At 72.7% G+C, this 25,367-nt stretch carries 22 protein-coding genes; 12 read left to right on the forward strand and 10 right to left on the reverse strand.

Annotated elements, in window-relative coordinates; all coding sequences use genetic code 11:
* Positions 1-11: 11 nt before the first annotated feature.
* From ACZ4VK_RS18775 to dgoD, 4 genes are all read left to right on the forward strand, one after another.
* The gene (locus tag ACZ4VK_RS18775) at positions 12-704 is read left to right on the forward strand and encodes a bifunctional 4-hydroxy-2-oxoglutarate aldolase/2-dehydro-3-deoxy-phosphogluconate aldolase (RefSeq protein WP_468353468.1); all 693 of its coding nucleotides are present in this window, start codon (positions 12-14) and stop codon (positions 702-704) included.
* Positions 705-772: 68 nt separating this feature from the next.
* Complete coding sequence (locus tag ACZ4VK_RS18780; RefSeq protein WP_468353664.1) at positions 773-1,756, forward strand: sugar kinase; 984 nt, start codon at positions 773-775, stop codon at positions 1,754-1,756.
* Between the two features lie 49 nt (positions 1,757-1,805).
* Positions 1,806-2,558: an SDR family NAD(P)-dependent oxidoreductase gene (locus ACZ4VK_RS18785; protein ID WP_468353469.1), complete on the forward strand. Its 753-nt coding sequence runs from the start codon at positions 1,806-1,808 to the stop codon at positions 2,556-2,558.
* Positions 2,555-3,700 (forward strand): galactonate dehydratase, encoded by a 1,146-nt coding sequence (gene dgoD / locus ACZ4VK_RS18790; RefSeq protein ID WP_468353470.1) that lies wholly within the window; start codon positions 2,555-2,557, stop codon positions 3,698-3,700. The genes ACZ4VK_RS18785 and dgoD overlap by 4 nt, the downstream gene beginning before the upstream one ends.
* 90 nt (positions 3,701-3,790) lie before the next feature.
* Here dgoD and ACZ4VK_RS18795 read toward each other — a convergent pair whose 3' ends face one another.
* Positions 3,791-5,377, reverse strand: coding sequence for a glycoside hydrolase family 53 protein (locus ACZ4VK_RS18795; RefSeq protein ID WP_468353471.1), 1,587 nt, complete (start codon positions 5,375-5,377; stop codon positions 3,791-3,793).
* A gap of 148 nt (positions 5,378-5,525) precedes the next feature.
* Entirely contained in the window at positions 5,526-7,550 is a 2,025-nt protein-coding gene (locus ACZ4VK_RS18800; RefSeq protein WP_468353472.1) for a beta-galactosidase, read from the reverse strand.
* 207 nt (positions 7,551-7,757) lie between these two features.
* On the opposite strand from ACZ4VK_RS18800, the gene ACZ4VK_RS18805 reads away from it, so the two are divergent.
* From ACZ4VK_RS18805 to ACZ4VK_RS18820, 4 genes are read left to right on the forward strand one after another with little or no spacing between them, the layout of a single operon-like run.
* Positions 7,758-9,068 (forward strand): ABC transporter substrate-binding protein, encoded by a 1,311-nt coding sequence (locus ACZ4VK_RS18805; protein ID WP_468353473.1) that lies wholly within the window; start codon positions 7,758-7,760, stop codon positions 9,066-9,068.
* Positions 9,065-9,997: a carbohydrate ABC transporter permease gene (locus tag ACZ4VK_RS18810; RefSeq protein WP_468353474.1), complete on the forward strand. Its 933-nt coding sequence runs from the start codon at positions 9,065-9,067 to the stop codon at positions 9,995-9,997. The genes ACZ4VK_RS18805 and ACZ4VK_RS18810 overlap by 4 nt, the downstream gene beginning before the upstream one ends.
* Entirely contained in the window at positions 9,994-10,908 is a 915-nt protein-coding gene (locus ACZ4VK_RS18815; RefSeq protein WP_468353475.1) for a carbohydrate ABC transporter permease, read from the forward strand. Before ACZ4VK_RS18810 ends, ACZ4VK_RS18815 begins: the two co-directional genes overlap by 4 nt.
* Positions 10,909-10,936: 28 nt before the next feature.
* Positions 10,937-11,962 (forward strand): LacI family DNA-binding transcriptional regulator, encoded by a 1,026-nt coding sequence (locus ACZ4VK_RS18820; RefSeq protein ID WP_468353476.1) that lies wholly within the window; start codon positions 10,937-10,939, stop codon positions 11,960-11,962.
* A 73-nt stretch (positions 11,963-12,035) separates the two neighbouring features.
* On the opposite strand, the gene ACZ4VK_RS18825 is transcribed toward ACZ4VK_RS18820, so the two are convergent.
* The 6 genes from ACZ4VK_RS18825 to rhaI all read right to left on the reverse strand — a co-directional run bounded on the left by ACZ4VK_RS18825 (position 12,036) and on the right by rhaI (position 19,666).
* Positions 12,036-12,680 carry a LutC/YkgG family protein gene (locus ACZ4VK_RS18825; RefSeq protein ID WP_468353477.1) on the reverse strand — a complete coding sequence of 215 codons (645 nt, stop codon included), beginning with the start codon at positions 12,678-12,680 and terminating at the stop codon, positions 12,036-12,038.
* On the reverse strand, positions 12,677-14,101 hold the full coding sequence (locus tag ACZ4VK_RS18830; protein ID WP_468353478.1) for a LutB/LldF family L-lactate oxidation iron-sulfur protein: 1,425 nt from the start codon (positions 14,099-14,101) through the stop codon (positions 12,677-12,679). The genes ACZ4VK_RS18825 and ACZ4VK_RS18830 overlap by 4 nt, the downstream gene beginning before the upstream one ends.
* On the reverse strand, positions 14,098-14,814 hold the full coding sequence (locus tag ACZ4VK_RS18835) for a (Fe-S)-binding protein (RefSeq protein ID WP_468353479.1): 717 nt from the start codon (positions 14,812-14,814) through the stop codon (positions 14,098-14,100). Before ACZ4VK_RS18835 ends, ACZ4VK_RS18830 begins: the two co-directional genes overlap by 4 nt.
* Positions 14,814-16,244 (reverse strand): rhamnulokinase, encoded by a 1,431-nt coding sequence (locus tag ACZ4VK_RS18840; RefSeq protein ID WP_468353480.1) that lies wholly within the window; start codon positions 16,242-16,244, stop codon positions 14,814-14,816. Before ACZ4VK_RS18840 ends, ACZ4VK_RS18835 begins: the two co-directional genes overlap by 1 nt.
* Positions 16,245-16,396: 152 nt before the next feature.
* Entirely contained in the window at positions 16,397-18,451 is a 2,055-nt protein-coding gene (locus ACZ4VK_RS18845; protein ID WP_468353481.1) for a bifunctional aldolase/short-chain dehydrogenase, read from the reverse strand.
* 48 nt (positions 18,452-18,499) lie between these two features.
* Positions 18,500-19,666 (reverse strand): L-rhamnose isomerase, encoded by a 1,167-nt coding sequence (gene rhaI, locus ACZ4VK_RS18850; RefSeq protein ID WP_468353482.1) that lies wholly within the window; start codon positions 19,664-19,666, stop codon positions 18,500-18,502.
* 166 nt (positions 19,667-19,832) lie between these two features.
* Here rhaI and ACZ4VK_RS18855 point away from each other — a divergent pair, with 166 nt between their 5' ends.
* Together ACZ4VK_RS18855 and ACZ4VK_RS18860 are read left to right on the forward strand one after the other, a co-directional pair.
* Positions 19,833-20,153: an L-rhamnose mutarotase gene (locus tag ACZ4VK_RS18855; RefSeq protein ID WP_468353483.1), complete on the forward strand. Its 321-nt coding sequence runs from the start codon at positions 19,833-19,835 to the stop codon at positions 20,151-20,153.
* A gap of 107 nt (positions 20,154-20,260) precedes the next feature.
* Positions 20,261-21,397 carry a LacI family DNA-binding transcriptional regulator gene (locus ACZ4VK_RS18860; protein WP_468353484.1) on the forward strand — a complete coding sequence of 379 codons (1,137 nt, stop codon included), beginning with the start codon at positions 20,261-20,263 and terminating at the stop codon, positions 21,395-21,397.
* A gap of 75 nt (positions 21,398-21,472) precedes the next feature.
* On the opposite strand, the gene xylA is transcribed toward ACZ4VK_RS18860, so the two are convergent.
* Positions 21,473-22,642, reverse strand: a complete 1,170-nt coding sequence (gene xylA / locus ACZ4VK_RS18865; protein WP_468353485.1) for a xylose isomerase — start codon at positions 22,640-22,642, stop codon at positions 21,473-21,475.
* A gap of 156 nt (positions 22,643-22,798) precedes the next feature.
* Between xylA and xylB the strand changes: the two genes are divergently transcribed.
* The gene (gene xylB / locus ACZ4VK_RS18870) at positions 22,799-24,292 is read left to right on the forward strand and encodes a xylulokinase (protein WP_468353486.1); all 1,494 of its coding nucleotides are present in this window, start codon (positions 22,799-22,801) and stop codon (positions 24,290-24,292) included.
* A gap of 70 nt (positions 24,293-24,362) precedes the next feature.
* On the forward strand, positions 24,363-24,587 hold the full coding sequence (locus tag ACZ4VK_RS18875; RefSeq protein WP_468353487.1) for a hypothetical protein: 225 nt from the start codon (positions 24,363-24,365) through the stop codon (positions 24,585-24,587).
* 25 nt (positions 24,588-24,612) lie between these two features.
* Here ACZ4VK_RS18875 and ACZ4VK_RS18880 read toward each other — a convergent pair whose 3' ends face one another.
* Entirely contained in the window at positions 24,613-25,209 is a 597-nt protein-coding gene (locus ACZ4VK_RS18880; protein WP_468353488.1) for a DUF1349 domain-containing protein, read from the reverse strand.
* Between the last annotated feature and the right edge of the window lie 158 nt (positions 25,210-25,367).

Below are 25,367 nucleotides of genomic sequence, written 5' to 3' on the forward strand. Positions count from 1 at the left end.
CGCGACACGCCATGACCGCCCCGCACCAGACAGCCGGCCCCGACGACGGCCCCCGAGCCGCCCTCGACGCCGGTGCTGCCGACGGCCTCCGTGCCGCCCTCGACGCCGCGCCCGTCATCGCGATCCTCCGCTCCACCTCCGCGACCCGTTTCGCCGAAGTCACCGACACCCTCCTGGCGTGCGGGGTCCGCGCCGCCGAGTTCACCCTCACCACCCCCGGCGTGCTCGACGCCCTGCGCGAGTACGCCGCCGACGCCCCGCCCGGACTCGCCCTCGGCGCCGGTACGGTCACCACGCCCGCCGAGGCCCAGGCGGCCGTCGAGGCCGGGGCCACCTACCTCATCACCCCGACCACCTCCACCGAGGTCATCGCGGAGGCCGTCCGGCTCGGCGTCCCCGTGCTGCCCGGCGCGTACACCCCCACCGAGATCCTCACCGCCTGGCGGGCGGGCGCCACCATGGTGAAGCTCTTCCCCGCCGCCACCGGGGGACCGGAGTACCTCCGTGCCGTCCGCGCCCCGCTGCCCCACGTCCCCCTCGTGCCGACCGGCGGCATCGGTGCCGCCGACGCGCCCGCCTACCTCGCCGCAGGCGCCACCGCGCTCGGCATCGGGGGCCCCCTCGTCGGGGACGCCTGTGAGGGCGGCTCCCTCGCCGCGCTCACCGAGCGCGCCGCCGCCTTCCTCGACGGGATACGCCGATGACGTCCGAGCCGAGGACGTCCGAGCCGATGGCCTCCGGCCCGGTCACGGCCGGCCCGACATCCGGCCCGATGACGTCCGAGCCGACCTCCCCGACGACGTCCGGAACTCCCGCGGCTCTCGTCACCCTCGGCGAGGCCATGGCCGTCGTCGCCGCCACCGAACCCGGTCCGCTCGCCACGGGCGCGGCCCTCCGCCTCGGCTGGGCCGGTGCCGAGGCGACCGTCGCCATCGGTGTCAGCCGCCTCGGCCACCGGGCCGCCTGGACCGGCCGGCTCGGCGACGACGCGGCCGGTGCGATGGTCCTCGCGGGACTCCGCGCCGAGGGCGTCGACGTCTCCGCCGCCCGTACGGACCCGGCCGCGCCCACGGGCCTCATGCTCCGTGAGCGGCGCACCGCCGACCGGCTCCGCGTCAGCTACTACCGCGCCGGTCTCGCCGGCTCCCGGCTCGCCCCCGAGGACCTCGACGAGAAGCAGATCACCGGGGCACGGGTCCTCCATGTCACCGGCATCACCCCGGCGTTGAGCGACACCGCCCGCGCCGCCGTCACCCACGCCGTCGCGCTCGCCCGCGCCGCCGGGGTCACCGTCTCCCTCGACGTCAACCACCGCGAACGCCTCTGGAGCCGCGCCGAGGCCGCCGAGGCGCTTGCCGGCCTCCTTCCGTCCGCCGACATCGTCTTCGCGGGTCCCGAGGAGGCCTCCCTCTTCGTGCCCGAGGACGAGCCCGAGCGGATGGCCCGCGCCCTGACCCTCCTCGGGCCGGGGCAGGCCGTGCTCAAACTCGGCGCGCGGGGAGCCCTCGTGGCCACCGGCGACGGCGCCCCGCACGTCAGGCCCGCCGTCCCCGTCACCGCCGTCGACCCCGTCGGCGCGGGCGACGCCTTCGTCTCCGGCTATCTCTCCGCCGTCCTCGACGGCTCCCCGGTGGAGGAGCGCCTCCGCCTCGCCGCGCTCTGCGGGGCCTTCGCGGTCTCCGTCCCCGGCGACTGGGAGGGCCTCCCGCGCCGCGCCGAACTGGGCCTGCTCGCGGCCCAGGACATCACGCGCTGACGGCGCCGCGCCCCCGTACCCGCATTCGGAAACACCAGGAACCCACACCATGAACCGTTTCTCCGGACAGACCGCCGTCGTCACGGGAGCGGCCTCCGGCATCGGGGCGGCCAGCGCCGCCCGGCTCGCCGCCGAGGGCGCGTCCGTGATCGTCTCCGACATCGCGGGCGACGCGGGCGAGGCCGTCGCCGCCGCGATCCGCGCCGACGGCGGCCGAGCCGCCTACGTCCGCTGCGACGTGGCGTCCGAGGAGGACTGGACCGCCCTGCGCGCCGAGACCCACGCCCGCTTCGGCCCGGTGAGCATCCTCCACAGCAACGCCTTCACCCACACCTCCGCCGCCGCCCACGAACTCCCCGTCGCCACCTGGGACCGGGAGATGGCCATCAACCTGCGGGCCCTGTACCTCGCCACCCGCACCTTCCTCGACGACCTGCGCGCCGAGCGCGGCAGCCTCGTCGCCACCTCCAGCGTGCACGCCGACTTCGGCCTTCCCGGTTACGCCGCGTACGCCGCCGCGAAGGGCGGCATGTGCGCCCTGGTCCGTCAGCTGGCCGTCGAGTACGGGCCCGACGTGCGCTTCAACTCCGTCCTGCCGGGCCCCATCCTCACCGACGTCTGGAACGACGTCGACGAGGAGGGACGCCGGCTCTCCGCCGACGCCACGGCCCTCGCCCGGCTCGGCCGCCCCGAGGAGGTGGCCTCGGCCGTCGCCTTCCTCGCCTCCGCCGACGCCGCGTACATCACCGGAACCAACCTGGTCGTCGACGGCGGCTGGACCGTGAAGAAGGAATCCAAGTGAAGATCACCTCCCTGCGCACCTACCTGGTCGCCCCGCGCTGGTGCTTCCTGCGCGTCGACACCGACGAGGGCATCACGGGCTGGGGCGAACCCGTCGTCGAGGGCCGCGCGCACACCGTGGCCGCCGCCGTCGAGGAGCTCTCCGACTATCTGGTCGGCCAGGACCCGATGAAGATCGAGGACCACTGGCAGGTCCTCACCAAGGGCGGCTTCTACCGCGGCGGCCCGGTCCTCTCCAGCGCCGTCGCCGGCATCGACCAGGCCCTGTGGGACATCACGGGCAAGGCCCTCGGCGTCCCCGTCTGGCAGCTGCTCGGCGGGAACGTCCGCGACCGCGCCCGCGTCTACAGCTGGATCGGCGGCGACCGCCCCGACGAGGTCGCCTCGGAGGCCCTGGCCCGTAAGAACGAGGGCTTCACCGCGATCAAGATGAACGCCTCGGCGCAGCTGCGGCTCATCGACACCCCCGCCGCCACGCAGGCCATCGTGGACCGCGTCGCCTCGATCCGCGAGGCCGTCGGCGACGAGTTCGACATCGCCATCGACTTCCACGGACGGCTCACCGCCCCGATGGCCCGCCGGGTCCTGCCGCTCCTGGAGCCGTATCTGCCGTTCTTCGTGGAGGAGCCGGTCGTCCCGGAGATGAGCGACCACATCGGCGACATCGTCCGCTCCACCTCCATCCCGATCGCGACCGGCGAACGCCTCTACTCCCGCTGGGACTTCAAGCAGGTCCTCGCCCAGGGCATCGCGGTCGCGCAGCCGGACCTCTCGCACGCCGGCGGCATCTCCGAGGTGCGCAGGATCGCCGCGATGGCGGAGGCGTACGACGTCTCCCTCGCCCCGCACTGCCCGCTCGGCCCGATCGCGCTCGCCTCCTGCCTTCAGGTCGGCTTCGCCGCGCCGAACCTGCTGATCCAGGAGCAGAGCCTCGGCATCCACTACAACACCGGCTCCGATCTGCTCGACTATCTGGTCGACCCGTCGGTCTTCCGGTACGAGGACGGGCACGTGGGCCTGCCCACCGGGCCGGGCCTCGGGATCGAGGTCGACGCGAAGGCGGTCGAGCGCGCGGCCGAGGCCGGGCACCGGTGGCGCAACCCGGCCTGGCGCCGCGACGACGGCTCGCTCGCCGAGTGGTAGCCGGGACAACCGGAAGGGGCGGGCTCGGATGCGAGCCCGCCCCTTCCTCATGGGGTGTGGATCAGCGGTGTGCGGATCAGCGGGTGCCGATCAGCGGTGGGCGAGCCAGCTCGCCGCCGGCAGCAGCCTGCTGTCGTAGTCGAACAGGGCCTGGTTCTCCCAGCCGTTGCCGGAGGAGGGGTCGGCCGGGTCCCAGCCGTTGCCGGTGACGGCGGTCCAGGCCGGCTCCCAGTAGACGACGCCGAGGCCGCGGCCGCTCGGGACCGCCTCCACGACGTTCATGATGTCCCGCAGCCAGGCCGACTGACCGGCAGGGCTCGCCGGGTAGCCGGCGACCAGCTCCGAGGACAGGTCGATGATGTTCTCGTGGGAGTCCTCGCTGTCGAGGCGGAACGGGTACGCGGTCTCCACGACGAGGACCTTCTTGCCGTAACGGGCCGAGATGTCGTCCATGTTCGTCTGCAGGGAGGCGAGGGCGCCGTGCCAGTAGCCGTAGAAGGACAGCGCGATCACGTCGTAACTCACGCCCTGTGCCCTGGCGTTGTCGAACCAGGTGCGGTACAGGGCGTTGTCGCCGCCGTGCGCGAGGTGCAGGGCGATCTGGGTGGTCGACGAGACCGTCTTGGCGGCCGAGATCCCGGAGTTGAGCAGCCCCGCCAGCTGGGACCAGTGGGACGTCGAGCCCTCGGGCCACAGCATGCCGGTGTTGATCTCGTTGCCGATCTGCACCATGTCGGCCGTGGTGCCCTGCGCCTTCAGGGCGTTCAGGACGTCGTACGTGTGGTTGTAGACGTCCGTCCTCAGCTGCGTGTACGAGTGGCCCTGCCAGGCGGCGGGCTTCGTCTGGGCGCCCGGGTCGGCCCAGATGTCGGAGTAGTGGAAGTCGACGAGCAGCTTCATGCCCTGGGCTTTGATGCGCTTCGCCGTGGCGAGGACCCGGGCCTTGTCGTTGTAGCCGTCGGCGGGGTTCACCCACACCTTGAGGCGGCCGTAGTTCGCACCCGCGTTCTTCAGGATGGCGACCGGGTCGCCCGTCGTCCCCGCGCTCGTGCGGTAGGTGCCGCCGAGGTCCTCGCTCTTCTTGAGGGTGGACAGGTCGACGCCCTTGACGGCGAGGCCGGTCGTACCGGAGGTGAACGTCAGGTCGTCCACGTTCAGCCAGTTGCCCGCCTTTGCGTCGGAGTTGACGCTGATCGTGCAGGCGCCGCCGGTCACGGTGACCGGGGTGACGATCCGTATCCAGGAGCTGGTCGTCACCGGCAGGTCCGTGCGCTGCTCCGCGGAGCCGCAGTTGCGCAGGGCCAGGTAGGCGGCGTTCTGGCCGCCGCCCGAGCGGACCCAGGCGCTGAGCGTGTACGTGCCGTCGGCGAGTCCGGTGAGGTACTGGTACGTCTCCACCTTGTACGCGGAGGCCGACCAGTGGCTCAGGCGGTAGCCGCCGCTGTGGCCCCCGGCCTCGGTGAACGAGGCGGCGTTCTGGCCGGCGGCCGAGTAGGTGGACCAGCCGGCCGGGGTGGCGGTCCCGGCGGCGTCGCTCTCGAACCCGGCGTTGGTGAGGGTGGCGGCGGCCTCTGCCTGCTGTGCGGCGGGCAGCGGGGCCAGGAGCAGGGCGCCGAGCGCGGCGGCGACGGCCGCGGCGCGCAGACGGACACGGCTTCTGAGGGGAGCGGGGTGCATCGTCGAGTCCCTTCGACGGTGGCGGACAGGTGAGTGGTGCGTTTCCTTACGGGGGGTGGTACGGCTCACCCGGGGGCGGCGCAGCGGGTGCGGGCCGCCCCCGGGGAGATCAGGGCCCCGGCGTCGGGCCGGGGGAGGGGTGGTGCGGTCAGGCGTCGAGGCGTACGACCCTGACGGCGCCGGCCGGGACGGTGATCCTGCCGACCGCCGGGGCGCCGTCGGCGAGGAGTTCCGTTCCGGTGCCGTCCAGCGGCACCACGGCGTCCTCGCCGGAGTGGTTGAGCACGAAGAGGTACTCCGCGCTCTCCCCGGCGCGGCGCACGACCTCCACGTCACGCGGGAGCGCGGCGCGCGGGGAGACCCCGGCGTCCTCGGAGGCGGCCGCGACGATCGTGTCGAGCGAGGCCGCGTCGAGGCGGGTGGAGACGTACCAGGCGGTGCCCCGGCCGAGCCGGTGCCGGGTGACCGCGGGCCCGCCGGCGGCCGGCCCGTCCGCGTACGTCCACACGGTCTCGGCGCCCCGCGGCCGGACGAACTCCGTCCACACGTCGCCGGTGAGCGCGGCGCCGTCAGGTCCCTCGATCCGTACGCGCTCGTCGTCGAGGAGCGGCGACCACTCCTCCACGGTGAGGCCGAGGACGTCGCGCAGGGTGCCGGGGTAGGCCCCGGGGTGGACGGCGTCGTGCTCGTCGACGATCCCGGAGAAGTACGAGACGACGAGGGTGCCGCCGTTCTCGACGTACTCGCGGAGGTTCTGCCCGGCGGCCTCGGTCATGAGGTACAGCGCGGGCACGACGACCAGCGGGTAGGCCGAGAGGTCGGCCTCGGGGTGGGCGAAGTCGACGGTGAGGTGCCGGTCGTAGAGGGTCTCGTAGAAGCTGTCGGCGCGCTCGCGGGCGTCATGGGCCTCGTTCGGCCGCCATTCAAGGCTCTGCGCCCACCAGGAGTGCCAGTCCCAGAGCACGGCGACGTCGGGGACGGTCCGGGTGCCGCGCACCTCGGCCAGCGCGTCCAGGTCGGCGCCGAGGGCGACGACCTCGCGCCAGATCCGGGTGTCGGTGCCGCCGTGCGGGACCATCGAGGAGTGGAACTTCTCGGCGCCGCGCCGGGACTGGCGCCACTGGAAGAACATGGCGCCCTCGGAGCCGCGGGCGACGTGCGCGAGGGAGTTGCGGGCCATCTCGCCGGGCCGCTTGGCCGGGTTGCGGGCCTGCCAGTTCACCCCGGACGTGGAGTGCTCGAGGAGCAGCCAGGGCGCGCCGCCGGCGACGGAGCGGGTGAGGTCGGCGGCCATGGCGAGGTTGACGTGGGTGCGGCGGCCGTCGGTGATGAGGTAGTGGTCGTTGGTGACGAGGTCGACCTCGCGCGCCCAGGCCCAGTAGTCGAGGGAGTCGCACTGGCTGAGGGCGGTCATGAAGTTGGTGGTGACCGGGATGCCGGGGGCCAGGTCGTGCAGGATGTCCCGTTCCATCCGGAAGTTCTCGCGGAGGGTGGCGTCGGCGAAGCGGCGGTAGTCGAGCTGCTGCGCCGGGTTGCCGACGGTCGGGGTGGTCCTCGGCGGGTCGATCTCCTCGTACGAGCCGTACCGCTGGCCCCAGAAGGCGGTGCCCCAGGCCTCGTTCACCGCCTCCACCGAGCCGTACGCGCGGTCCAGCCAGCGGCGGAAATGGGCGGCGCAGCCGTCGCAGTAGCAGGCGCTGACCGGGACGCCGTACTCGTTGTGGACGTGCCAGAGGGCGAGCGCGGGGTGGCTGCCGTAGCGGCGGGCCAGTTCGGTGGTGATGCCGGCGGCGGCCGTGCGGTAGGCGGCGGAGCTGTGGCAGATCGCCCCGCGTGAGCCGTAGGAGTGGCGGACCCCGTCGGCGGTGACGGGCAGGGCCTCCGGGTGGGCGCGGTAGAACCAGGCGGGCGGCGCCACGGTCGGCGTGCCCAGGTCGACCCGGACGCCGTGCTCGTGGAGCAGGTCGAGGAGCCGGTCGAGCCAGCCGAAGTCGTAGCGGCCCGGTTCCGGTTCGAGGAGGGCCCAGGAGAAGATCCCGACGCTCACCATGGTGACGCCGGCCTCCCGCATGAGCCGGACGTCCTCCTGCCAGACGCTTTCCGGCCATTGTTCGGGGTTGTAGTCCCCGCCGAACGCGAGCCGGTGCAGGCCCTCGGGAGTGGTCTGCGACATGAGTCTCTCCTGAAACCTCGAACGATGAAAGCTTTGTTCGGTTGGGAACGTGCACACACCTGATCTCGATGTGGCAACGCAACATAACCGCACAGGAACAACCATTGACAAGTGTCCGGAACGTTTCTCTACTGTGAACGCTCACAGATGCATGGCCGGCCTCTCCGTTCGAGGGAGGGGCCCCTTTCGGTCAGGGAGAAGTACCCCATGCCCCACACGATGCGCCGCAGCCTCGCCGCCGCCACCGCCGTCCTCCTCGGCGCCACCGCTCTCACCGCCTGTGGATCCGACTCCGGCGACAAGGCGGGCGCCGGATCCGGCCCCGTCAAGCTCACCTACTGGGCCTGGGCGCCCGGCATGGACAAGGTCGCCGCCCTCTGGAACGCCGAGCACCCCGAGATCCAGGTGACGGTGCAGAAGCAGGCCTCCGGCGACGACCTGGTCACCAAGATCATCACCGCCGCCAAGGCGCACAAGGGACCGGACCTCGTCCAGGCCGAATACCAGGCGCTGCCCACCCTGGTCTCCAACGACGCCCTCGCGGACATCGCCCCCCACGTCGCCGGCGTCAAGGACAAGTTCGCCCCCGGCATCTGGCAGCAGACCACCTTCGGGAGCGAGGCCGTCTACGCGCTGCCCCAGGACTCCGGCCCGCTGATGTTCTTCTACCGCGAGGACCTGTTCAAGCAGTACGGCCTGACCGTCCCCACCACCTGGGCCGAGTTCGCCGAGACCGCCCGCGCCGTGAAGAAGAAGGACCCGAAGAAGTCCCTGACCACCTTCTCCGCCAACGACGCCGGCCTCTTCGCCGGCCTCTCCCAGCAGGCCGGCGCCAAGTGGTGGACCTTCGAGGGCGACACCTGGAAGGTCGGCATCGACGACGCCGCCACCAAGAAGGTCACCGACTTCTGGGGCGGCCTGGTCGCCGAGGGCGCCGTCGACAACCAGCCGATGTACACCCCCGCCTGGAACAAGGCCCTCAACACCGGCGAGCAGATCGGCTGGGTCAGCGCCGTGTGGGCCCCCGGCACCCTGACCACCGCCGCCCCCGACACCAAGGGCAAGTGGGCCGTGGCCCCGCTCCCGCAGTGGAACAAGGGCGAGACCGCCACCGGCAGCTGGGGCGGCTCCTCCACGGCCGTCACCACGGACTCCCCGCACAAGGAGGCCGCCGCGCAGTTCGCCACCTGGCTGAACACCGACCCCAAGGCCCTGGAGGCCCTGGTGCGGGAGAGCGGCATCTACCCGGCGGCCACCGCCGCCCAGACCAGCGGCGCCCTCGCCAAGCCGCCGGCGTTCTTCCCGAACCAGGCCGACTTCTACACCCGCGCCGCCGAGATGGCGAAGACCACCGCGCCGGCCGCCTGGGGCCCCAACGTGAACGTCGCCTACACCTCCTTCAAGGACGAGTTCGGCAAGGCCGCCAAGGCCAAGTCCGGCTTCGACACCGCACTCGGCAAGGTCCAGACGGCCACCGTCGCCGACCTGGCGAAGCAGGGCTTCGAGGTCGCCAAGTGACGCAGCCCCCCAAGGGCGCACGCAGGTCGTACGGGGTCAAGACGGCCCCGTACGGCTTCCTCCTCCCCGCCGGCGTCCTCTTCGTCCTCTTCTTCGCCCTGCCCATCGGCTACGCCCTCTGGCTCAGCTTCCACAAGGTCCAGATCAAGGGACTCGGCCTCGGCAAGGGCGCCAAGACCGAGGTCTGGGCCGGCCTGGAGAACTACACCTCCGCGCTCACCGACTCCGAGCTCCTCGGCAGCTCGCTGCGCGTCCTCGGCTACGGCGCGATCGTCGTTCCCGTGATGCTCGGCCTCGCCCTGTTCTTCGCGCTCCTGCTCGACTCCGAGCGCGTCCGCGCCCGCTCCTTCGCCCGGCTCGCGATCTTCCTCCCGTACGCGGTGCCCGGCGTCATCGCGGCCGTCCTCTGGGGCTTCCTCTACCTCCCGGACGTCAGCCCCTTCCACTTCCTCCTGGAGAAGGCCGGCCTGCCGCAGCCCGACCTCATGGACGGCGGACCGCTCTACCTCGCGATGTCCAACATCGCCGTCTGGGGCGGCACCGGCTTCAACATGATCGTCATCTACACCGCGCTGCGTTCCCTGCCCGCCGAGGTGTACGAGGCGGCCAAGCTCGACGGCTGCTCCGAGCTCCAGATCGCGCTCCGCGTCAAGATCCCGATGGTGGTCCCCTCCCTGGTGCTCACCTTCTTCTTCTCGATCATCGCGACCCTCCAGGTCTTCAACGAACCCATGACGCTCAAGCCGCTCACCAACGGCATCCCGAGCACCTGGAGCCCCCTCATGAAGGTCTACAGCGACGCCTTCACCGGAGGGAACATCTACGCCGCGTCGGCCACCGCCGTCGTGCTCGCCCTGGCCACCTTCGCGCTCTCCTTCGCCCTCCTCAGGATCTCCAACCGCCGCACCACACAAGGAGCAACCCGATGACCGGGCTCGCCTCCCCGACCGTCCGCAGGGGCGCCCCGGCCGCCGGCACCACCCCCGGCGTCCCGCAGGGCCCTCCCGCCCCGCGCCGCACCGCCCTGCTGCCCACCGCCGCCCTCGTCCTGGGCGCGCTCTACTGCCTCCTGCCGGTCGCCTGGGTCCTGGTCGCCGCCACCAAACCGGCCTCCGACCTCTTCTCCACCTTCACCTTCCTCCCCGGCACCGGCCTCGGCGACAACGTCTCCGACCTCACCGCCTACCGCGAGGGCATCTACTGGCGCTGGATGGGCAACTCGGTCCTCTACGCGGGACTCGGCGCCGTCCTGTCCACCGTCGTCTCCGCGTTCGCCGGATACGCCCTCGCCGTCTACCGCTTCCGCGGGCGCGAGGCCTTCTTCAACATCATGCTCACCGGCGTCCTCATGCCCCCGGTCATCCTCGCCATCCCGCAGTACCTCCTCATGGCCGAGGCCGACCTCACGGACACGTACGCCTCCGTGCTGCTGCCGCTGATCCTCTCCCCGTACGGCGTCTACCTCGGCCGCATCTACGCCCAGGCCGCCATCCCCATGGAGCTCGTCGAGGCGGGCCGCATGGACGGTGCCGGAGAGTGGCGGATCTTCCTGCGCATCGCCGTACCGATGATGTCCCCCGGCCTGGTGACGATCTTCCTCTTCCAGTTCGTCGCCATCTGGAACAACTTCCTGCTGCCGTTCATCATGCTCGGCGACGACGAGAAGTTCCCCATGACCGTCGGCCTGTTCACCCTCCTCAAGCAGGGCGCGAGCCAGCCCTCGCTCTACAACCTCGTGATCACCGGCGCGCTCCTCGCCATCGTCCCGCTCATCGCCCTGTTCCTCGTCATCCAGCGCTTCTGGAGCCTCGACCTGCTCTCCGGCGCCGTAAAGTCCTGAGCACAGGGGATAAGGGGAAACACACAGAATGAGCACAGCAGCGAGCAGGCGCCGCCCGGCGACCATCCACGACGTGGCCCGCGAGGCCGGGGTATCGCGCGGCACCGTCTCCCGTGTCCTCAACGGCGGCCACTACGTCAGCCCGACGGCGAAGGCGGCCGTCGACGCCGCGATCCGAAGAACGGGCTATGTCGTCAACCGGCACGCCCGCTCGCTGATCACCGGCAAGTCCGACTCCGTCGCCTTCCTCCTCACCGAACCGCAGGAGCGCTTCTTCGAGGACCCCAACTTCAACGTGCTGCTCCGCGCCTGCACCCAGGCGCTCGCGGCCCAGGACATCCCCCTGCTCCTGATGATCGCGGGCACCGAGGACGAGCGCCGCCGCAACCTCCGCTACATCGAGGCCGGCCACGTCGACGGCGTCCTCCTCGTCTCCAGCCACTCCGGCGACCCCGTGGTGGCCCGGCTCGAGGAGGCCGGCGTCCCCGTCGTCGCCTGCGGCAAGCCGCTCGGCCAGTCCGCCAAGATCGGCTACGTCGCGGCCGACGACCGCGACGGCGCCCGCGACATGGTCCGCCATCTGTACGCCTCGGGCCGCCGCCGGATCGCCACCGTCACCGGACCGCTCGACACCCCCGGCGGAGTGGAACGCCTCGCCGGCTACCGCGAGACGCTCGCCGAGTGCGGCCTTCCGGTCGACGAGACGCTGATCGCCACGGGCGACTACAGCCGGGCCAGCGGCGAGGACGCGGCCCGCGCCCTCCTCGACCGCGCCCCGGACATCGACGCCGTGTTCGTCGCCTCCGACCTGATGGCACAGGGCGTCCTCAACACCCTCGCCCGCGCGGACCGGAGCGTGCCCGAGGACATCGCCGTGGGCGGCTTCGACGACTCCCCGGCGGCCCTGTCCTCCCGGCCCTCGCTCACCACCATCCGGCAGCCGTGGGACCGGATCAGCTCCGAGATGGTGCGGATGCTGCTCGCCCGGATCGCGGGCGAGGAGCCGTCCGCGGTGATCCTGCCGACGGAACTCGTCCGCAGGGAATCCGCGTAGCGACCGGCCACCGCGAGTCGTCACGGAAGAGGAGCGGTCGGCCCCCTCGGGGACCGGCCGCTCCTCCGTCGTGTCAGCCGCCGGTCACCAGGACGACGACGAGCGTCCGGGGCCCGTGGACGCCCTCGACCCGGTCGAGCTCGATGTCGCTCGTCGCCGACGGGCCGGAGATCCAGGTGAGCGGGCGACCCGGGTCGAGCCGGGGCAGCGCCTCCGGCACCGAGGCCACCACCTGCTCCGGCGCCCCGACGACACAGACGTGCAGATCGGGGACGAGGGTGAGGGCGCGACGGCCCTGCCCCGGGCCGCCGTCCAGGACGATCGTGCCGGTCTCGGCGATCGCGAGGGCGCAACCCGTCACCACGGCGTCGGCGGCGTCCAGTTCGTACGGGGTCAGGCGCGGCGTGTCGGTCAGCGGCTCCGCCCCGGTCGCGGCGAGCCATCCCTCGGGCAGGCCGGGCGGTACGACGACACTACGGGCGCCGCGCTCGGCGAGGAGCCGGGCGAGCAGGCCGGGCAGACCGTCGGGCGCCGTCCGGTGGACATGGGCGCGGTAGTCGGCGAGGTTCTCGTGCAGGAGGTCGAGCAGGCCGTCGGCGTCGGCCGTGCTGTGGCGCGACCGGTAGGCGCGGGCGACGTCCGGGGCTTCCGGCGCGTCCGCGACGGCGGCCCGGACCCGGGCGAGGATCCGGTCACGGCCGGAGGGCTGCGGTGTCATGTGCGGTTCTTCTTCCACCAGTCGCGGAACGGTTCGGCGGGCAGTTCGGGCAGGTTCCGGTGCTCGGACCACTGGCGGGCGCCGGGCCCCGGCAGCCGCTTCGGGTGCAGCGCCCGCGTGGCCGACGCCAGCCGCTCGCCCGCCGCGAGCGCGGCCGGACGGTCGAGGACCCAGGTGGACGCCTTGATCGCCGCCCGCTCCAGACGGTGCCCCTTCCCGCCCTCCTCGGCGATCCGTCCGCGCAGATGCACCAGGACCTCGGGGATGTCGATGGCCACCGGACACACCTCGTAACAGGCACCGCACAGCGAGGAGGCGTACGGCAGGGAGGCGTCGATCTCACTGACCGTGCCCCGCAGTTGGGGGGTGAGGATGGCGCCGATGGGGCCGGGGTAGACCGAGCCGTACGCGTGCCCGCCGGCCCGCTCGTACACCGGGCAGACGTTGAGACAGGCCGAGCAGCGGATGCAGCGCAGCGCCTGCCGGCCCACCTCGTCGGCGAGGGCGTCGGTGCGCCCGTTGTCGAGGAGCACGAGGTGGAAGGCGCGCGGCCCGTCCTCGTCGGTGGTGCCGGTCCAGGTGCTCGTGTACGGGTTCATCCGCTCGGCCGTCGAGGAGCGGGGGAGGGTCTGGAGGAAGACCTCCAGGTCCCGCCAGGTCGGCACGACCTTCTCGATGCCCACGACGGAGATGAGGGTCTCGGGCAGCGTCAGGCACATGCGCCCGTTGCCCTCGGACTCGACGACGACGAGGGTCCCGGTCTCGGCGACCATGAAGTTCGCCCCCGACACGCCGACCTTGGCGCGCAGGAACTTCTCCCGCAGGTGCAGCCGGGCCGCCTCGGCGAGCTCGGCCGGGGTGTCGCTCAGACCCTCCGGCGCCGGACGGCCCCAACTCGCCATCCTGTCGCGGAAGATGTCGCGGATCTCGCCTCGGTTGCGGTGGATGGCGGGCACCAGGATGTGCGACGGGCGGTCCTCGCCGAGCTGCACGATCAGCTCCGCGAGATCCGTCTCGTACGCGGAGATCCCCTCGGCCTCCAGATGCTCGTTCAGGCCGATCTCCTGCGTCGCCATCGACTTGACCTTCACGACCTCCGTCTCACCGGTGGCCCGCACGAGGTCGGTGACGATCCGGTTCGCCTCCGTCGCGTCCGCCGCCCAGTGCACGGTGCCGCCCGCCGCCGTCACCGCCTCCTCCAACTGGAGGAGGTACGTGTCGAGCTGACGGAGCGTCCGGTCCTTGATCGCCTTCCCCGCCTCGCGCAGCTCGGCCCAGTCGTCCAGCTCGGCCACCGCACGCGCCCGCTTGTCCCGGATGGTGTGGGTCGCGTGCCGCAGGTTCGCCCGGAGCGTCGTGTCGCCGACGGCCGTCCGCGCCGCCTCGGGAAAGGCCGGCATGCCCACAAAGGTTCCGCTCACGACCAGGGTTCCTCTTCCGTGCTCGCCAGGATGTCCGCCAGGTGTACCGCGCGCAGCGGCGCGCCCCGGCGGCTCAGCATGCCTCCCACGTGCAGCAGGCAGGAGTTGTCCGCGCCGCACAGGATCTCGGCCCCCGTGGACAGCGCGTTCGTGATCTTGTCGGCGCCCATCGCCGCCGACACGTCCGGGTTCTTCACCGCGAACGTGCCGCCGAAGCCGCAGCACTCCTCCGCACCCGGCAGCTCCACGAGCTCCAGGCCCTTCACCGCCTCCAGGAGCCGCCGCGGCCGCTCCCCGAGACCGAGGAGCCGCAGCCCGTGACAGGACGGGTGGTACGTCACCCGGTGCGGGAAGTACGCGCCGACGTCCGTCACGCCGAGCACGTCCACCAGGAACTCCGTCAGCTCGTACACCCGCGGCCCCAGACCCGCCGCCTCCGCGCCGAACGACGCGTAGTGGTGGCGCACCATCGCCGCGCACGAACCGGAGGGGGTGACCACATGGTCGTACCCCTCGAAGGCCCGGACCGTGCGCCGTACGAGGGGCGCCGTCTCCGCCCGGTAGCCGGTGTTGAACTGGGGCTGCCCGCAGCAGGTCTGCGCCGCGGGGAAGTCGACCTCCACGCCGAGCCGTTCGAGGACCCGGACGGTGGCCACCCCCGTCGCGGGGAAGACGGCGTCGTTGACGCAGGTGACGAAGAGGGCGACACGCATCACGGGTTCCTCGGAGACGGTTCGAGTCGGGCGGCGGCCGCGTCCCAGGCGGCGCCGGAGCGGTGATCCTCGCGGGGTACGTAGTGTCGCAGGGGCTGGGTGCCCGCGACGAGCCGCCGCATCGAGGAGAGGTCGCCGACGAGCCCGGCGGCGCGGGCCTGGACGAGGACGTTCCCGAGAGCCGTGGCCTCGACGGGGCCCGCGACGACGGGAAGCCCGGTGGCGTCCGCCGTCAGCTGGCAGAGCAGCGCGTTCCGCGCTCCGCCGCCCACCAGATGGACCCGGCCGATCTCCCGGCCCGCGAGCGCGGCCGCCTGCCGCAGGGCCCTCCGGTGGGCGAGCGCCAGACTCTCCAGGACACAGCGGACCACCGCCCCCGGCTCCTCGGGCACGGGCTGCCCGGTGCGGCGGCAGTACGCCCGTATCCGCTCCGGCACATCGCCGGGGGCCAGGAACTCCGGCGCGTCCGGGTCGACGAAGGACGCGAACGGCTCCGCGCGCGCGGCCGCCGCGAGCAGCTCGTCGAACCCGGCCGGCCGCCCCTGCCGCTCCCAGGTGCGGCGGCACTCCTCCAGGAGCCACAGGCCCATGATGTTGCGCAGGAAGCGGACGGTGCCGTCGATCCCGCGCTCGTTGGTGAAGCCGGCCGCCCTGGCCTCCTCCGTCAGTACCGGGGACTCCAGCTCGAGACCGGCGAGCGACCACGTACCGCAGGACAGATAGGCGAAGTCCCGGTCCACGGCGGGGAGGGCCACCACCGCCGACGCGGTGTCGTGCGAGGCGACCGTCGTCACCGGCGTCCCCGCGTCGAGCCCGGTGTACTCGGCGACGTGCGGAAGGAGCACACCCGCCGGGTCGCCGGGGGCCCGCAGCGGCGGCAGCAGACCGGGGTCGATCGCGAGCCGGTCGAGCAGCCCGGAGGACCAGCCGCCCGCCCGCGCGTCGAAGAGGCCCGTGGTGGAGGCGTTCGTCTCCTCGGCGCCGATCGTCCCGGTCAGCCAGTGGACGAGCAGGTCCGGCATCAGCAACAGCGTCCGCGCGGCACCCAGTTGGGCACTCCCGGCGGCCGAGGCGAGCTGGAAGACCGTGTTGAACGGCAGGTGCTGCAGACCGGTGACGCGGTAGAGCTCCGCAGCCCCCACCCGCTCCCGGACCTTCTCGGCGACGCCCTCCGTGCGCCCGTCGCGGTAGTGGAACGGCGCGCCGAGCAGCACGCCGTCCGCGTCGAGGAGCCCGTAGTCCACCGCCCAGGAGTCGATGCCCACGGAGGCGACACCGCCGGAGCGCGCGGCGACGCGCAGCCCGTCCAGGACGCCCTGGAAGAGCGCGAGGACGTCCCAGCGGAGCCCGTCCGGCAGTCGCACCGGGGTGTTCGGGAAGCGGTGGGCCTCGGTGAGTTCGAGGCGGCCGGGGCCGACCCGGCCCAGCATCACCCGACCGCTCGTCGCCCCCAGATCCGCCGCCGCGAAGACATCCAGCGGCCGGCGCCCGCGATCCGGGCCGCGCCGGGACGAGTGCCCGCGATCCCGGGTCTCGGAGAAGCGCCCGCGATCCGGGACCTCGGAGGGGGAGGAACGCCCGCTCACCGGAGGAAGGCCGCGGCCACACCCGCGTCCACCGGCACGTGCAGCCCCGTGGTGTGGCTCAGATCGCCGCCGGTCAGCGCGAAGACCGCGTTGGCCACGTGCTCCGGCAGCACCTCCCGCTTGAGCAGCGTCCGCCCCGCGTAGAACGCGCCGAGTTCCTCCTCCGCGATGCCGTACGTCGCCGCCCGCTGCGCGCCCCAGCCGCCGGCGAAGATCCCGGAGCCGCGCACCACCCCGTCCGGGTTGACGCCGTTGACCCGGATGCCGTGCTCACCCAACTCGGCGGCGAGCAGGCGTACCTGATGGGCCTGGTCGGCCTTGGTCGCGGAGTAGGCGATGTTGTTCGGACCGGCGAACACCGCGTTCTTGGAAGCGATGTAGACGATGTCCCCGCCGAGCGCCTGCCCGATCATGAGCCGCGCCGCCTCCCGGGAGACCAGGAAGGAGCCCCGGGCCATGATGTCGTGCTGGAGGTCCCAGTCCCGCGCCGTGGTCTCCAGGAGCGGCTTGGAGATGGAGATCCCCGCGTTGTTGACGACCAGGTCGACCCCGCCGAAGGCGAGCAGCGCCGCCCGGAACGCCTCGGTGATCGCCTCCTCCGACGTGACGTCCATCGTCACGGCCACCGCACGGTCGGAGCCGCCGAGCTCCTCCGCGACCGCCTCCGCGCTCGCCGCGTTCAGATCGGCGACGACCACACAGGCCCCCTCGGCGGCGAGCCGGTGCGCGATGGCCCGCCCGATGCCGCTGCCCGCGCCCGTCACCAGGGCCACCCTGGTGGCGAGGGGTCGCGGCTTCGGCATCCGCCGCAGCTTGGCCTCCTCGAGCTCCCAGTACTCGATCCGGAACTTCTCCGACTCCTCGATCGGCGCGTACGAGGAGACCGCCTCGGCCCCCCGCATCACGTTGATCGCGTTGACGTAGAACTCGCCGGCCACGCGCGCGGTCTGCTTGTCCCGGCCGAAGGAGAACATGCCGACCCCGGGCACGAGCACGATCGCCGGGTCGGCGCCCCGCATCGCCGGGGAGTCCTCGGTGGCGTGCCGCGCGTAGTAGGCCGCGTACTCCTCGCGGTACGCGGTGTGCAGCTCCCGCAGCCGGGCGACCGCACGGTCGAGCGGCACGTCGGCGGGCAGGTCGAGGACGAGCGGCCTGACCTTGGTCCGCAGGAAGTGGTCGGGGCAGGACGTCCCCAGGGCGGCGAGCCGCGGGTGTTCGGCGCGGGCCAGGAAGTCGAGCACCGCGCCGGAGTCGGTGAAGTGACCGACCTGCGGGTGGTCCTGGGACGCGAGACCCCGGACGTACGGGGCGAGGGCGGCGGCCCGCTCCCGGCGCGCGTCCTCCGGGAGCGGCTCGTACCCCTCGACCACCGGCCCGAAGGGCTCGGGCCGGCCCCGCTCGACGAGGAAGGACTCGGCGGTCCTGATGATGTGCAGCGCGTTGCGCTCGCACTCCTCCGAGGTGTCGCCCCAGGCGGTGATCCCGTGCCCGCCGAGGACACAGCCGATCGCCCCCGGGTTCGCCTCCTTGACCGCGGCGATGTCCAGACCCAGCTGGAAGCCGGGCCGCCGCCACGGCACCCAGACCACGCTGTCGCCGAAGCAGTCGGCGGTCAGCTTCTCCCCGTCGGCGGCGCAGGCGAGCGCGATCCCGGCGTCCGGGTGCAGGTGGTCGACGTGGGCGGCGTCCACCAGGCCGTGCATGGCGGTGTCGATGGACGGGGCCGCGCCCCCCTTCCCGTACAGACAGTGGTCGAACGCGGCGACCATCTCGTCCTCGCGCTCCACCCCCGGATAGACGTCGACGAGCGCGCGCAGCCGGTCGAGGCGGAGCACCGCGAGCCCGTCCTCGGTGAGCGTGCCCAGGTCGCCGCCGGAGCCCTTGACCCACATCAGGTCGGCCGGGCGTCCGGTCACGGGGTCGGCGACGGACGCCTTGGCGGAGGCGTTGCCGCCCGCGTAGTTGGTGGTGCGGGGGTCGGCGCCCAGCCGGTGGGCGCGTTCCAGGAGAGCGAGCACTTCGGGAGGCGGCGTGCGACGGGAGGTGGTCACGTGACGGATTCCTTAAGGGGACGGGTCAGGGGGTCGGGGGAACGGGGTTCAGGCGCCCCAGCCGGCCTGGCGGCCGCCGACGCGTTCGGCGGCGATCCGCTCCTGCCGGCCGGAGCGGAGATAGGCGGCGACCGGGTCCGGGTCGAGGCCCCGCTCCTCGCGCAGTTCGCGCAGCAGGGGCCGTACGTCGGTGTTGTACGCGTCCATCAGGACGGCGTTGGCGCCGAGCACGTCACCGTCCTGCCGCGCGGCGTCGAGGGCGTCGCCGTCGACGAGCAGCGCCTTGGCGGTGGCCTCCTGGACGTTCATCACCGAGCGGATGACGGCCGGGATCTTCGCCTCGATGTTGTGGCACTGGTCGAGCATGAAGGCCACGTTCGTCTCGGGCCGCAGCCCGCCGTTCCGGGAGACCTCGTGCATGATCCGGAACAGCTGGAAGGGGTCGGCCGAGCCGACCATCAGGTCGTCGTCGGCGTAGAAGCGCGAGTTGAAGTCGAAGCCGCCGAGCTTCCCCTCCTTCAGCAGGAGCGCCACGATGAACTCGATGTTGGTGCCGGGGGCGTGGTGGCCGGTGTCCACGACGACCTGGGCCTTCGGGCCGAGCTTGAGGCAGTGGGCGTACGCGGTTCCCCAGTCGGGCACGTCGGTGGTGTAGAAGGCGGGCTCGAAGAACTTGTACTCGAGGAGCAGACGCCGGCCGTCGCCGAGGCGTCCGTACACCTCCGCGAGCGCTTCGGCCAGCCGGTCCTGCCGGGCGACGATGTCGTCCTGGCCGGGGTAGTTGGTGCCGTCGGCGAACCACAGCTTCAGATCGGCCGAACCGGTGGCCTCCATGATGCCGACGCACTCCAGGAGGTGGTCGACGGCCTTGCGGCGGACCTTCGCGTCCGGGTGGCAGACGCTGCCGAGCCGGTAGTCGTCGTCCTGGAAGGTGTTGGAGTTGATCGCGCCGAGCTCCAGGCCGCGCTCCTCGGCGTGGGCCGCGAGGGCCGCGTAGTCCTCGACCCGGTCCCACGGGATGTGGAGCGACACCTTGGGGGCGACGCCCGTGAACGCGTGCACCTCGGCGGCGTCGTCCAGCTTCTCGTACGGCGTCCGCGGCACACCCTCCCGTGCGAACACCTTGAACCGGGTGCCGGAGTTTCCGTAACCCCAGGAGGGCGTCTCGATCCGCTGCGCGGCGAGTGCGGCCTTCACGGCGGCGATGTCGGGCATATTCACCTCGGAGCCTTGAAATGAATCGATTCAGTCTTCGGTGGAAGCTAGCCATCGTCCGTGATGGCGTCAAGACTCTTGACCGTGATCTCGTGAAGGCCCTAGCGTCCTGCCCGCAGGAAATGAAACATTTCAGTGATCGGATCGGGATAACCGGAGGGCGTGCATGCGGCGGATCTGCTTCCTGCTCAAGGTCAGGGCCGAGCGCGTGGAGGAGTACCGGGAGCGCCACACGCAGGTCTGGGACGGCATGCTCGCGGCGCTCTCCGCCGCCGGCTGGCACAACTACTCCCTGTTCCTCCGCGAGGACGGGCTCCTCGTCGGCTATCTGGAGACACCCGACTTCGACCGGGCGCGGGCCGCGATGGAGGCCACCGAGGTCAACGCCCGCTGGCAGGCCGAGATGGCGGAGTTCTTCGAGGAGCTCGACGGGCAGGCACCCGACGCCGCCATGCGCCCCCTGACCGAGGTCTTCCACCTCGCCTGAGGGCATCCGGGCCGACGGCCCGGCGCGGCGCGGCCGCATAGGATGAAACGCGGGGCGGGAGCCCGCCCAGACGGGGCGGCAGGGGCAGGACGGACCAGGTGGGACGGATGACGGACACCGCGCGCACAGCCCGGAACGGCGGGAAGGCCGGCGACGGCGGGAGCGGCGGAGGGCCCGGAAGCGCCGGGAACGTGGGCGGTGCCGGTAGCGCCGGAAGCGCGGGGAGTGTCGGGAACGTCGGCATCAAGGACGTGGCCCGGGAGGCCGGAGTCTCCGTCGGCACCGTCTCCAACGTGATCAACCAGCCGGACCGGGTCTCGCCCGCGACGCTCCAGCACGTACGACGGGTCATCGCCCGCCTCGGTTACGTACGCAGCGAGTCCGCCCGCCAGCTGCGGGCCGGCCGCAGCCGGATCATGGCGCTGCTCGTCCTCGACATGGGCAACCCCTTCTTCGTCGACATCGCCCGCGGCGCCGAGCGCACCGCGCGTGCGGCCGGCCTGCGCGTCATGGTCTGCAACAGCGACCAGAACCCCCGGGACGAGGCCGACTACCTCTCCCTCTTCGCCGAACAGCGCGTCCGGGGCGTCCTCGTCACCCCCGCCGACCCCAGCGGGGCGAACCTGCGGGAGTTCCAGCGGCACGGCATCCCGTCCGTGCTCGTCGACCGGGTGGGGGGCGACGGCGCCGGCTGCTCCGTCTCCGTCGACGACGTCGTCGGAGGCTCCCTGGCGATCCGGCACCTCGTCGCCACGGGACACCGGTCCTTCGCGTACGTCAGCGGACCCACCCACCTCCAGCAGGTCCGCGACCGGCGCGAGGGCGCCCTCCTCGCGCTCGCCGAGGCGGGACTGCCCGCCTCGGCGCTCCGGGACATCCCGGCCGAGCGCCTCGACGTGACCTCGGGGCGGGATGCCGGCTCCCGGCTGCTCGGCCTCCCCGACCGTCCGACCGCCGTCTTCTGCGCCAACGACCTGCTGGCCCTCGGCGTGCTCCAGGCGCTGTACGCGGCGGGGGTCCGGGTCCCGGAGGACATGGCCATCGTCGGCTACGACGACATCGAGTTCGCGGCGGCCGCGACCGTACCGCTGACCTCCGTACGGCAACCGGCGCTCACGCTCGGGGCGAAGGCGGCCGAACTGCTCCTGGAGGAGACCGGCGAGCAGGCGGCCGACCACCGGCACGAGCACGTCGTGCTCCAGCCGGAACTGGTCGTCCGCCGCTCGACGCTCGCCGGGCACTAGGGTCCGTCCGGAAAGCAGCGCTGCCCGGAGGCAAGGCGGGACTTTCCGGACAGGTCCTTGGTGGTACGCGGGCGATCAGCGCACGCCGAGCAGATGCTCCAGGGCCAGCTGGTCCAGCTGCTCGAAGGCCATCGAGCGCGCCGCCGCCGCGTCCGCGTCGAAGCTCTCGTACGCCGTGGGGTCGGCGAGCAGCGCGGCGAGGCCGTCCGCCGCCGTGGGGACGGCGAGCTCGGGGAGCCGGGAGGCGGCGAGCGCCGCGACGACGTCGGGATCGGCGCGGAAGGCCGCCGTGCGCTCCTTGAGGATCAGGTAGTTGCGCATGCAGTTCTTCGCGGACTCCCACACGCCGTCGAAGCCGTCCGTCCGCACCGGCTTGAAGTCGAAGTGGCGCGGACCCTCGTACCCGGCCGTCTCCAGGAGGTCGACCAGCCAGAACGCCTGGCGCAGATCGCCCGCCCCGAAGCGGAAGTCCTGGTCGTACTTGATGCCGGACTGACCGTTGAGGTCGATGTGGAAGAGCTTCCCCGCCCACAGGGCCTGGGCGATGCCGTGCGGGAAGTTGAGACCGGCCATCTGCTCGTGACCCGTCTCCGGGTTCACGCCCACGAGCTCCGGCCGCTCCAGGCGCTCGATGAAGGCCAGGGCGTGCCCGATGGTGGGCAGCAGGATGTCGCCGCGCGGCTCGTTCGGCTTCGGCTCGATGGCGAAGCGCAGGTCGTAGCCCTGCTCGGTGACGTACTGGCCGAGGAGGTCGAAGGCCTCCTTCATCCGGTCGAGCGCGACCCGGACGTCCTTGGCGGCGCCGGACTCCGCGCCCTCGCGGCCGCCCCAGGCGACGTACACGGTGGCGCCGAGCTCGACCGCGAGATCGATGTTGCGGAGGGTCTTGCGCAGGGCGAAGCGGCGCACGTCCCGGTCGTTGGCGGTGAAGGCGCCGTCCTTGAAGACGGGGTGCGTGAAGAGGTTGGTGGTGGCCATCGGCACCGCGAGCCCGGTGCGGTCGAGGGCCGCCCGGAAGCGCTTGACGATCGCGTCGCGCTCGGCGTCCGGGGTGCCGAAGGGGATGAGGTCGTCGTCGTGGAACGTCACGCCGTACGCGCCGAGCGCGGCGAGCCGTTCCACCGTCTCGACGGGGTCGAGGGCGGGGCGGGTCGCCTCGCCGAAGGGGTCGCGGCCCTGCCAGCCGACGGTCCACAGGCCGAAGGTGAACCGGTCCTCGGGGACGGGGGAGAAGAGATCCGGCATGGTTGTGTCCTTCTCTCGGGATTTGTTTTCTGAGATAACTAATACGGGACGGACGCACTCCGGCGCCAGCCCCGGACCGTGAACCGACCCCTTATGACCCCGCACGACACCTTCTGATCCCAGTTGTCCGAATCCGTACAGAAATGAGGTGAGGGCGTGCCCACCAGCCGCTCCGTCGTGATCGGCGTGGACAGCTCCACGCAGTCCACCAAGGCCGTGGCCGTCGACGCGGACACCGGCGAACTCCTCGCCACCGGCCGCGCCCCGCACACCGTCACCGGCTTCGCCGGGGCCCGCGAGACCGACCCCGAGGAGTGGTGGACCGCCCTCGTCACCGCCGTCCGCGCGGCGGTACGGGACGCGGGCGTCCCCGCCGCCTCCGTCACGGGCATCGCGGTTGCCGGACAGCAGCACGGCCTCGTCACCCTCGGCGCCGACGGGCGCCCCCTGCGGCCCGCGCTGCTCTGGAACGACACCCGCTCCGCCCCTCAGGCGGCCGCCCTCGCCGCCCGCCTCGGCGGCCCCGCGGCCTGGGCCGACCGCACCGGCTCGGCCCCCGTCGCCTCGATGACCGCCGCCAAATGGCAGTGGCTCCACGAGCACGAACCGGAGAGCGCCGCGGCCGCCACCGGCGTCCGCCTCCCGCACGACTTCCTCACCGAACGCCTCTGCGGACTCGCCGTGACCGACCCGGGCGACGCCTCGGGCACCTGCTGGTACCGGCCGGGGGACGGCGCCTACGACCCCGACGTCCTGGACCTCATCGCCCTGGACAGCGCCCTGCTGCCCACCGTCGCCCCCGGCGGCGCCACCCGCGCCGGCACCCTCACCGCGGCCGCCGCCGAGGCCCTCGGGCTGCCCCGTACCGTCGCCGTCGCCGCGGGAACCGGCGACAACATGGCCGCCGCCGTCGGCCTCGGCCTCGGCGGCGCCGGACTCCTCGACCACCCGGTCGTCAGCCTCGGCACCTCGGGAACCGTCTTCGCCGCCACCCGCGGCCGGCCCGCCGACCCCGCGCTCGCCGGCTTCGCCGCCACCGACGGCACCCGCCTCCCGCTCGGCTGCACCCTCAACTGCACCCTCGCCGTGGACCGGTTCGCCACCTTGCTCGGCCTCGACCGCGAGGACGCCCGGCCCGGCGACGGCGTCGTCGTCCTGCCCTACCTGGACGGCGAACGGACCCCCGACCTGCCGCACGCCTCCGGACTCGTCACCGGCCTCCGCCACGGCACCGACCCCCGGGCGATCCTGGGCGCCGCCTACGAAGGCGCGGCCTTCACCGTGCTGCGCGCCCTCGACCGTCTCCTCGGCGCCTGCGGCCTCGACCCGGCGGAACCCGCCGTACGGGACCGTCCGCTGCGCCTGATCGGGGGCGGCGCGCGCGGCGCGGCCTGGACGGAGACCGTCCGCAGGCTCTCCGGCCGCCCCCTCGTCGTCCCCGCCGCCGAGGAACTCGTCGCCCTCGGCGCGGCGGCCCTCGCGGCCGGCGCGGTGACGGGCACCGACCCGGTGGCCCTGGCCACCGCCTGGGGTACGGGAGAGGGCGAGGTCCTGCCGCCGCTCACCCGCGACGACGCGACCTGGGACCGCGTCGCGGGAACCCTCTCGGCCGCCGCGCCCGCCTTGCTCAGCGGCCCCGCGGTGTCGTGAGGCGTCCGGCAACTCCTGTACCGGTCAAGGGCGGTGGACTAGCCTGACGGAAACGACGGGGGAGGCGCACATGATCGCTCTACTGATTCTGTTCGGCGTGCTCGGCGGTGCCGGGGCGCTGATGGCGGTGACGCTGATGCGCCGCGGCCGCACCCGGACGGACACGGCGGAGGGCCTCCTCCTGGAACAGGAGGCCCTGCGCCAGGCCCGCAACGACCGGGTGTCGTTCTCCACGATCGCGGTCCACAACAACCCCCTCACGGCGAGCGACGCGTACCGGCGGGGGCGGCGCTGAGAGGGACGCGCGGACGGGTGTTCGTTCACCGGCCGTCGAAGAGGTGGGCCAGGGTCGTGGGCGTGAGGCGGATGTCGTCGAAGTCGACACGGCACCCCTCGCCGACCGGTGACTGGGCCACGACACCGACCCGGGCGGCGCGGGAGCCGTCGAGGGCGAACTGCCGTACAAGGCGCCAGGACGCGCCGTCGTCGGAGACGTGGAAGACGAAGCCCTCGCCGGTCCGGCTGACGCGCAGCCACAGCGCGTCCCCGGCGACCGGGCCCGCGAGCGCGTCGTCGGACCGTCCGCGGGTCACGACCGAGTAGACGCTCGGAGTCCCGTCATGGGCCTGCTCGAAGGTGAGCTTGGCCCAGTGGTCGTCGTCGGCCCAGACGACGAGGGCCCCCGCGTCCCAGGCGGACCGGAATCCGACCCGGAGCCGGGCCGAGAACTGCCAGTCGCCTTCCGGCGGATCGGTCAGCGCCACGGCGGCGTCCCGCCGCACGGCACCGCCGACCGGGTCCGTGAAGACGTCCGTCCGAGGACCGGCCGCGACGGTCAGGACACCATCGGCGAGGGACCACGCGGACGGGGCGGTCACCCAGTCCATGGCGAGGGGAAGCGAGCTGTCGACGTTCATCCCGTCATGATCGCGATCAGGCCGGGAGCCCGCCATGGACTCGGGCAAGGATCCAGGAACCGACACGAAAGTCCAAGGGGCGGGCGCTGTCCCCTGGTTGACCGCTGCGCGTGGCCCGATCGGCTTCGGCGCGCCCCGCCTCACCGTCCTGCCCCGGT

The organism is Streptomyces sp. NPDC028711 (assembly GCF_055565415.1).